Origin of the sequence: Pseudescherichia sp. (genome assembly GCF_031998825.1) — a bacterium.
Classification (GTDB): domain Bacteria; phylum Pseudomonadota; class Gammaproteobacteria; order Enterobacterales; family Enterobacteriaceae; genus Pseudescherichia.
The window spans coordinates 66,354-74,676 of record NZ_DAMACX010000021.1 but is presented as its reverse complement, the minus strand read 5'-3'; the positions used below and the strand labels follow the sequence as shown (position 1 = coordinate 74,676).

General features: G+C 55.3%; 10 protein-coding genes. 4 read left to right on the top strand and 6 right to left on the bottom strand.

Going from position 1 to position 8,323, the window contains the following annotated elements; all coding sequences use genetic code 11:
• The 4 genes from tyrS to anmK all read right to left on the bottom strand — a co-directional run.
• On the bottom strand, positions 1 to 791 hold a 791-nt coding region (gene tyrS, locus RTP97_RS11710), incomplete at its 3' end, for a tyrosine--tRNA ligase (protein WP_312413723.1).
• A gap of 125 nt (positions 792 to 916) precedes the next feature.
• Positions 917 to 1,588 carry a pyridoxamine 5'-phosphate oxidase gene (pdxH, locus tag RTP97_RS11705; protein ID WP_312413722.1) on the bottom strand — a complete coding sequence of 224 codons (672 nt, stop codon included), beginning with the start codon at positions 1,586 to 1,588 and terminating at the stop codon, positions 917 to 919.
• Between the two features lie 57 nt (positions 1,589 to 1,645).
• Entirely contained in the window at positions 1,646 to 1,972 is a 327-nt protein-coding gene (gene mliC, locus RTP97_RS11700; protein ID WP_312413720.1) for a C-type lysozyme inhibitor, read from the bottom strand.
• A 94-nt stretch (positions 1,973 to 2,066) separates the two neighbouring features.
• On the bottom strand, positions 2,067 to 3,191 hold the full coding sequence (anmK, locus tag RTP97_RS11695) for an anhydro-N-acetylmuramic acid kinase (protein ID WP_312413718.1): 1,125 nt from the start codon (positions 3,189 to 3,191) through the stop codon (positions 2,067 to 2,069).
• Between the two features lie 271 nt (positions 3,192 to 3,462).
• Between anmK and slyB the strand changes: the two genes are divergently transcribed.
• Complete coding sequence (gene slyB, locus RTP97_RS11690; RefSeq protein ID WP_312213425.1) at positions 3,463 to 3,930, top strand: outer membrane lipoprotein SlyB; 468 nt, start codon at positions 3,463 to 3,465, stop codon at positions 3,928 to 3,930.
• An 83-nt stretch (positions 3,931 to 4,013) separates the two neighbouring features.
• Here slyB and slyA read toward each other — a convergent pair whose 3' ends face one another.
• Positions 4,014 to 4,454 (bottom strand): transcriptional regulator SlyA, encoded by a 441-nt coding sequence (gene slyA / locus RTP97_RS11685; protein ID WP_312213423.1) that lies wholly within the window; start codon positions 4,452 to 4,454, stop codon positions 4,014 to 4,016.
• A 192-nt stretch (positions 4,455 to 4,646) separates the two neighbouring features.
• Between slyA and RTP97_RS11680 the strand changes: the two genes are divergently transcribed.
• The 3 genes from RTP97_RS11680 to RTP97_RS11670 are packed head-to-tail and all read left to right on the top strand — an operon-like array spanning position 4,647 to position 7,758.
• A complete protein-coding gene (locus RTP97_RS11680; protein ID WP_312413715.1) occupies positions 4,647 to 4,883 on the top strand; it encodes a DUF1656 domain-containing protein in 237 nt (78 codons plus the stop codon).
• Positions 4,884 to 4,885: 2 nt separating this feature from the next.
• Positions 4,886 to 5,746, top strand: a complete 861-nt coding sequence (locus RTP97_RS11675; protein WP_312413713.1) for an HlyD family secretion protein — start codon at positions 4,886 to 4,888, stop codon at positions 5,744 to 5,746.
• Positions 5,746 to 7,758 carry an FUSC family protein gene (locus tag RTP97_RS11670; RefSeq protein ID WP_312413712.1) on the top strand — a complete coding sequence of 671 codons (2,013 nt, stop codon included), beginning with the start codon at positions 5,746 to 5,748 and terminating at the stop codon, positions 7,756 to 7,758. Before RTP97_RS11675 ends, RTP97_RS11670 begins: the two co-directional genes overlap by 1 nt.
• On the opposite strand, the gene sodC is transcribed toward RTP97_RS11670, so the two are convergent.
• The gene (gene sodC, locus RTP97_RS11665) at positions 7,759 to 8,280 is read right to left on the bottom strand and encodes a superoxide dismutase [Cu-Zn] SodC (protein WP_312413710.1); all 522 of its coding nucleotides are present in this window, start codon (positions 8,278 to 8,280) and stop codon (positions 7,759 to 7,761) included.
• Positions 8,281 to 8,323: the final 43 nt, after the last annotated feature.

Here is an 8,323-nt window from a genome sequence, read left to right as displayed (position 1 = left end):
GCGGTGTTGATCCAGAACTGGTAGAACTTATACGGGCTGGTTTTCTTCGGATCGAGCCATACTGCGCCGCCCTCGGTTTTACCAAACTTGGTGCCGTCGGCTTTGGTGATCAGCGGAACGGTCAGGCCGAAGACCTGGTTCTGGTGCAGGCGGCGGGTCAGGTCGATACCGGAGGTGATGTTACCCCACTGATCGGAGCCGCCAATCTGCAACGCCACGCCGTGTAGCTTATTCAGGCAGGCGAAATCGTAGCCCTGCAGCAGGTTATAGGAGAACTCGGTAAAGGAGATGCCCTGATCGTCACGGTTCAGACGCTGCTTCACCGCCTCTTTGTTGATCATCTGGTTTACAGAGAAGTGCTTCCCGATATCGCGCAGGAAGGTCAGCACGTTCATGCCGCCAAACCAGTCGTAGTTGTTCGCCGCAATCGCTGAGTTGTCACCGCAGTCGAAGTCGAGGAAAGGCGCAACCTGCTTGCGGATCTTATCTACCCACTCCTGGACGGTATCTTCAGTGTTCAGTTTACGCTCGGCGGCTTTAAAGCTCGGATCGCCAATCAGGCCCGTTGCGCCACCCACCAGCGCCACAGGCTTGTGGCCTGCCTGCTGGAAGCGTTTCAGGCATAACAATGGAACCAGATGCCCCAAATGCAAGCTGTCAGCGGTGGGATCGAAGCCGCAATAGAGCGCGATCGGGCCTTGCGCCAGTCGCTCTGCTAACGCATTTTCGTCCGTCACCTGGGCAACGAGGCCCCGCTCTTGCAATTGTTTAATCAAGTTACCGCTTGCCATCAAATTCTCCATGTATCAAACGCTGCACCTTTGCCGGTACACGACTTTTCGCTCGTTACGAAAGAGGGATAGAATAAAGCGCTGGAACAAGGAGTACCAGCGCTTAAATCAACATTTTTCAGCGATTAAGGCGCGAGACGATCGATTTTCCAGCCGTTGTTTTCACGCTGGTATAAAAAACGGTCATGGAGACGGTGTTCGCCCCCCTGCCAGAACTCCATCTGCTCAATGCTGACGCGGAAGCCGCCCCAGAAGCTGGGCAGCGGCACTTCCCCCTGCTGAAATTTCTGCTTAAGCTCAAGAAACTTGCTTTCGAGAACGCCGCGGGCGGAGATGCGGCTGGACTGCTGGGAGACCCAGGCACCGATCTGGCTGTCGCGCGGGCGGCTGTGGAAGTACTTCACCACCTCCAGAGTAGAGAGGCGTTCTGCCTTGCCGATGACCATTACCTGGCGCTCGAGCATATGCCAGGGAAACAGCAGGCTGATTTGCGGATTGTTTTCAATATGATGCGCTTTACGGCTGCCAAGGTTAGTGTAGAACACTAGCCCTTTTTCATCGTAGTGCTTAAGCAAAACGATACGCTGGTAAGGCTGGCCTTTCTCATCAACCGTGGCGACAACCATCGCCGTCGGATCGGCAAGGCGGGCTTCGCAGGCCTGGCTAAGCCAGCGTTCAAAGAGATCTAACGGCTGGGCAGGGAGATCGGTGCGCCGCAGGCCGCCTTTCGTGTACTCCCGGCGCAGGTGGGCGATGTGCTGCAGATCGCTGTTATTTGCATCATTGTTGTCTGACATGGCGTTCGCTACGTAAAGATTCAGGTGGCGCTATTGTGCGCCGCCCAGGTAAAAATCTCAACGCTGCGGGTTTTGCAGCTGGCAGTTATTCAGGATAATGCGATCGTGCTTGTAAACTGTGGCGTTATCCCCTTTAGACCAGAAGACATAGATACCGTCGGTATAGCGTGCCCCGGAGGCGGAAAGACCCTGCTGCAGCGTCAGCGGCGTATCATCCAGCATGAAATGCACCTCCTGACGGGTCTGATTTAGCTTGACCGTCAGCGGTTTCTCATCGTCGCACTGGTACTCGAGGGTATCGGTATGCATGCGCTCCACAAACTGGTTGTAGGTGGTACATCCGGCAAGCATCACTGGCAATAAGGCAATCAATAATCTTTTCATGATCCATCCTAAAACGTGTCCCGGGGCGAAGCGTAACACGCGCCTGCCCCTGCATCGTTTTAGTCTAACGTCTCGTTACAAAAGAAAATTTAGGTTATGTCTGATTATGGCGCGGATTAGCCGGGAATATGGCCCCCAGCACGCTCGCCTGCGAAGCCCCGGTGACGGAGGGCAGATTACCCGGCAGACCGGCAACGGTGCGCCACGCCAGCCAGGCAAAGGCCAGTGCCTCCATGTCATCTCCGCTAATACCTGCCTCGTCGGTGGTGCCGACTTCAATACCCGGCAGCAGGCTGGCCAGGCGCGACATCACCAGCGGATTGCGTCCCCCGCCGCCACAGACCAGCAGACGCTCGCAGCCGCCGCTCAGCAGCACCTGCTCAGCCACGCTGACCGCCGTCAGCTCCGCCAGAGTGGCCTGAACGTCACTCCCCGAGAGGCCCGGGAAGTGGGCGAGCTGGCGTTCAAGCCAGCCATAATTAAAGTACTCCCGCCCGGTGCTTTTCGGCGCGGGCCGGGCAAACCACGGATCGCTGAGCATCTGCTGGAGCAGCGGGATAATGACCTTACCCGCGCTTGCCCACCGAGCATCTTTATCATAAGGCTGGCCCTTCTGCCGCCAGATCCACGCGTCCATCAGCATGTTACCCGGGCCGGTGTCATAGCCTCTGACCGGCTGGTCCGGGAAGAGCAGCGAGAGGTTGGCGATACCGCCAATATTGAGCACCATACGCCGCTCTACCGGATGCGCGAGCAGCGCCTGATGGAAGGCGGGTACCAGCGGCGCGCCCTGGCCGCCGAGGGCGATATCCCGGCGGCGGAAATCACCCACTACCGTAATCCCCGTGCGGGCGACGATCTGGTTGTTATCGCCGATTTGCAGCGTATGCGGCGCATCCCCAACCGGCTCATGCCAGACGGTCTGCCCGTGGCAGCCAATGGCAACGATATCCTGCGGGCGCAGGTTCTCCTGTTTGAGCAGCGCCAGGACCGCATCGGCAAACAGTTTACCCAGCCGGCTATCAAGCTGCCCCAGTTGGGACAGGGTGAGCTGCTGGCCCTGACAGATATTGAGAATAGCTTCCTTGAGCGACACGGGTATCGGCCAGCTCAGGCTGGCCTGCTGCGCCACCATGCGATCGTCAATCGCCGCGAGAACAACGTCTACCCCATCAAGGCTGGTGCCTGACATGACGCCAATATAGCGACCCGATTTCATATGCCGTCCTTATCTGTCTGCGTGGCTGAAGATCTCTACCCAACCCTAAAGTGGTGACCAGGGCACGTATAGCGCTATTGTGATCTTTCAGTCTGGGTTTGCACAGGTAAACTTGCCCATTTTTGGCTTGTTTAAGTAAAGTTAAGCTCTGCAATCGTACTATTTTCGCATTGTTTTGGCGGAAGGTATGACCTGATATCTTTAAATGCCATATAATTTAGAGATGACGGATGCCCGTCCGAGCGTTTTTAGGTGAACAGGAGATTCATAGATGATTTTACGTACACTGGCAGTTTCCCTGGTTGGCTTTACTCTGGCAGGCTGCGTGAATGACAGCAGCCTCTCCGGCGACGTTTACAGCGCATCCGAAGCGAAACAGGTACAAAATGTCACTTACGGTACGATTGTTAACGCACGCCCGGTACAGATTCAGGGCGGAGATGAGAACAACGTGATTGGTGCGTTGGGTGGCGCAGTGCTGGGTGGCTTCCTCGGTAACACCGTCGGTGGTGGTTCGGGACAATCGCTGGCTACTGCCGCAGGCGCTGTGGCAGGTGGCGTGGCCGGCCAGGGCGTACAGGGTCGTTTTAATAAGAGCCAGGGTGTAGAGCTGGAGATCCGTAAAGACGACGGCAACACCATTATGGTTGTGCAGAAACAGGGCGATACCCGCTTCGCTGCTGGCCAGCGCGTGGTACTGGCCAGCAATGGCAGCCAGGTCACCGTCTCCCCGCGTTAATCATTACCGTGGCCGCCGCGGCGGCGGCCTTTCACCCTCTCCGCCATTAAAAAAGCCCTGCTTTCGCAAGGCCTTTGTCAGCGTTAGTCACGCGATTGTAACTCAATAATATTATGCTCAAGTCGGCCAATCAGGCTGATGAGCTGCTCCAGCTCGCTGGCAGAGATACCGGCGAGGATCTCACCCCGTGTTTTATTGATAACGGATTCCATCTCATCAATGATCGGGGCCGCTTTCTCCGTGAGCTTGATACGTTTCGCACGTCGATCGCTGGCACAGGTTTGCCGGGAGATAAGCCCCTTCTCCTCCAGCTGATCGAGCGTACGCACCAGCGATGGCTGTTCAATGCCGATCGCTTTTGCCAGTTGAATTTGCGACTGTTCGGGCGGCAGCTGATGAATGTTATGCAGCGTTACCCAGTGCGTCTGCGTCAATTCCAGAGGTTTTAGGCGATGGTCAATCAGTGCACGCCAGATACGTACTAAACGTGCCAGATCAGAACCCAATGGCGATTCCAATTTCATCTCCTTATAATTAGCTTGCTAAGTTATTATGCTGATTTTAGAATAGTGTGCAATATTTATATTTCCAAAACAAACGTCTTACTTATTTTTACCTAACGCTGACCCAATCAGCTTAGAGCAGAAAAAGAGTGCGTTTACGTGGTTTTTGCTAAACCTATAAACAATGATAGTTAATGCAAAGGATTACGATTTGTGACGCTTACGCTTAATACGGCAGGATTGCCCTTACGGGATCTCGTGGTCGGTGCCTCTCTCTATTTTCCTCCATTTTTCAGCGTGTTCGCCTGCGGATTTATTATCTGGCTGGTGGCGCATCGTCTTTTGCGCGACTGGATCTATTCGGGAGAAATATGGCATCCCCAGCTGATGGATCTATCGATCTTTACGCTTTGCGTCTGCCTGAGTTTCGTATTGCTGATTGCGTGGTGAGTATGTCGCTTAAAACAGTTAAATATTTTTCTACGATTGCGATCGCCGTTGTCGCGGTGCTGGCGGGATGGTGGTTATGGAACTACTACATGCAATCCCCGTGGACCCGCGACGGCAAAATTCGCGCCGAGCAGGTGAGTATTACGCCTCAGGTTTCCGGCAGCATTACCCGGCTCACTATTAAAGACAACCAGTTCGTTAACGCTGGCGACCTGCTGCTGGCCGTGGATAAGACGCCTTTTAACATAGCGATACTTGATGCGCAAGCCGGACTGGCTAAAGCGCGATCGGATCTGGCAAAAGCGACTAACGAAGCACGCCGCCGCCAGCATTTATCACGCAACTATATCTCCGCAGAAGATATGGATACCGCAAACCTGAACGTCAAAGCGGCCCAGGCCAGCGTCGAGGCAGCCGAAGCGGCGTTAAAACATGCGCAATGGCAGCTTGAGCAGACCGACGTTCGTGCGCCAGTCGCGGGCTGGGTAACCAATCTGTCGACCCGTACAGGGGATTACGCCACTACCGGCAAGCCACTATTCGCCCTTGTCGACAGCCACTCTTTTTATGTCATGGGTTATTTCGAAGAGACGAAAATGCGCCATATTCGCGAAGGCGCGCCGGCCGTTATTACGCTTTACAGCGATAACGTAAAGTTACAGGGTCACGTATCCAGCATTGGTCGCGCTATCTACGATCAGAGCGTAGAGAGTGATTCCGGTTTAGTGCCTGATATTAAGCCAAATGTTCCCTGGGTGCGCCTGGCTCAGCGCGTGCCGGTACGGATAGCGTTCGACTCGCTTCCCCATGACATTACGCTGATCTCCGGTACGACGTGCAGCGTTGCAATTGGTCAACGCTGATGAATGTTTCGTGGTTAAGCTGGCGCAATACGCCCTGGTGGAAGGCGACGAGCGGTCAATGGCGATATGCATTACGTAACGCCATTGCCATGTGCCTTGCCTTAACGCTCGCCTACTGCTTTGAGTTGGACGAGCCGTACTGGGCGATGACCTCTGCTGCGGTGGTGAGCTTTCCAACGGTGGGCGGCGTTATCAGTAAAAGTCTCGGTCGTATTGCTGGCAGTTTGTTGGGCGCTACGGCGGCCCTGATAATCGCAGGCCATACCTTAAATGAGCCGTGGCTCTTTTTAGTCAGCATGGCGGCCTGGCTCGGCCTGTGTACCTGGGCCTGCGCATACTTTACCCATAACGCCGCTTACGCTTTTCAGCTCTCAGGCTATACCGCCGCTATTATTGCTTTCCCGACCGTTAATCTCATTGATACCGTCCAGCTATGGGATATCGCTCAGGCCCGCGTTTGCGAGGTCGTGCTGGGTATACTTTGCGGCGGAGTGATGATGATGATCCTGCCCAGCACCTCGGATGGAACCACCCTGCTCACCGCACTAAAAAACATGCATGCGCGCTTACTGGAACACGCTGGCCTGCTCTGGCAGCCTGAAACCAACGATGCCATTCGTTCCGCGCATGAGGGGGTCATCAACCAGATCCTGACCATGAATCTGCTACGCATTCAGGCGTTCTGGAGTCATTACCGCTTTCGGCGCCAGAATGCCCTGCTCAACACGCTGCTGCACCACCAGCTACGGCTGACCAGCGTTATTTCCAGCCTTCGCCGCCTGCTACTAAACTGGCCCAACCCGCCGACACAGATCCGCCAGGTCCTTGAACAGCTGCTTGCTGCGCTTGCCGCTCCTCGTGTGGATCCTTACAGCATCGCACGAATTATCGCTCCGTTACGTCCCCAGGACGATAGCGACTATCACCACCTCGCCTTTTGGCAACGGCTACGCTATTTTTGCGCACTTTATCTGCAAAGTAACCGCGGACTGCGCGCGCTGGAAAACGGCACGCCGGTCGCCATGCAAACTGCCCGCCGCAGTCCGGGCCTGGCGCGTCATACTGATAGCATGGAGGCCTTGTGGAGCGGTATACGAACCTTTTGTACGTTAATGGTAGTGGGAGCGTGGAGTATTGGCACACAATGGGAGTCCGGTTCGGCCGCTCTATCTCTGGCGGCGATTAGCTGCGTGCTCTATTCAATCGTCGCTACCCCTTTTAAATCGCTCACCCTGCTGATGCGGACTCTCGTTCTGCTGTCATTATTCAGCTTTGTTGTGAAGTTTGGCCTGATGGTGCAAATAACCGAACTCTGGCAATTTTTGCTGTTTCTTTTTCCACTCCTGACCACCATGCAGTTACTGAAGCTGCAAATGACGAAGCTGGCAGGGTTATGGGGCCAGCTGATTGTTTTTATGGGGTCGTTTATCGCCGTGACCAATCCGCCTGTTTACGACTTTGCTGATTTTCTAAATGATAACTCGGCAAAAATCGTCGGGGTTGCTCTTTCGTGGCTGGCGTTTGCTATTCTGCGCCCCGGCTCGGACGCCCGTAAAAGCCGCCGCCGTATACACGCCCTACGCCGCGACTTCGTCGATCAGCTCAGCCGTCGTCCGGCGCACAGTGAATATGAATTTGAATCGCTGGCCTATCATCACATCAGTCAGCTCAGCACTAGTCAGGACGCACTGGCCCGCCGCTGGCTATTACGTTGGGGAGTGGTACTACTTAACTGCTCGCATGTCGTCTGGCAGCTTCGCGAGTGGGAAACCCGTTCCGATCCGCTTTCACGTGTCAGAGACGTTTGCCTTGCTCAGTTACGCGATGTGATGAGCGAGCGGGGAGTTGAGCAACGCCATCTGGCCAGCACGCTGCAACGGTTACAGCGTATCTGCGATACCTTATCTCATCACCATCAACCCGCCGCCCGAGAGCTGGCGGCGCTTGTTTGGCGGCTACAGATATCACTGTCGCAGCTTGTACAAGCGCCACCGCCGGGGATGCTAACGTAATTAGTTAATCACGCCACAGGCATAGCGTGCCCCGCCGCCGCCTAACGGCTCCGGTTTGTCGGAATAGTTGTCGCCACCCACGTGGATCATCAGGGATCTGTTTTTCACCTCATCCAGCTTTTTCAGACGCGGGGAAACCACGGGCTCGGTGGCTTTGCCGTCGTTATTAACCTGAAGCACGGGCAGATCCCCCGTATGCCCCGCGCCTTCTGGGCCCTCATGTTTGCCCGTGGTGTGTGGATCAAGATGCCCACCCGCCGCTTCAGCGGCCGAAGGTTTACCCTCCTTCATAGCAGGCTCGCAGGTCCCTTTAGCGTGCACGTGGAAACCGTGATCGCCCGGCGGGAGCGCTTTCAGATCGGGGGCAAATTCCAGCCCTTTATCGGTTTCAGTGATTTTCACCGTCCCGATGGACTGACCCACGCCTTGAGACGTAACAAGGTTCATTTCAACCTCTTCACTGGCAGCCTGCGCACCGGTGCAGGCTAACAGCGTTATTACAGCCAGACTTAATCGCTTCATTTGACCTCCGGTTAGTGTCTGTTCCCCCTGAAGTTTAAAACAG

Bases quoted from the DNA above. Each gene is read 5' to 3' on its own strand.
- mliC (WP_312413720.1), bottom strand. From the start codon at position 1,972: ATGAAAAGATTATTGATTGCCTTATTGCCAGTGATGCTTGCCGGATGT.
- slyB (WP_312213425.1), top strand. From the start codon at position 3,463: ATGATTTTACGTACACTGGCAGTTTCCCTGGTTGGCTTTACTCTGGCA.
- slyA (WP_312213423.1), bottom strand. From the start codon at position 4,454: ATGAAATTGGAATCGCCATTGGGTTCTGATCTGGCACGTTTAGTACGT.
- sodC (WP_312413710.1), bottom strand. From the start codon at position 8,280: ATGAAGCGATTAAGTCTGGCTGTAATAACGCTGTTAGCCTGCACCGGT.
- anmK (WP_312413718.1), bottom strand. From the start codon at position 3,191: ATGAAATCGGGTCGCTATATTGGCGTCATGTCAGGCACCAGCCTTGAT.
- RTP97_RS11670 (WP_312413712.1), top strand. From the start codon at position 5,746: ATGAATGTTTCGTGGTTAAGCTGGCGCAATACGCCCTGGTGGAAGGCG.
- pdxH (WP_312413722.1), bottom strand. From the start codon at position 1,588: ATGTCAGACAACAATGATGCAAATAACAGCGATCTGCAGCACATCGCC.
- RTP97_RS11675 (WP_312413713.1), top strand. From the start codon at position 4,886: ATGTCGCTTAAAACAGTTAAATATTTTTCTACGATTGCGATCGCCGTT.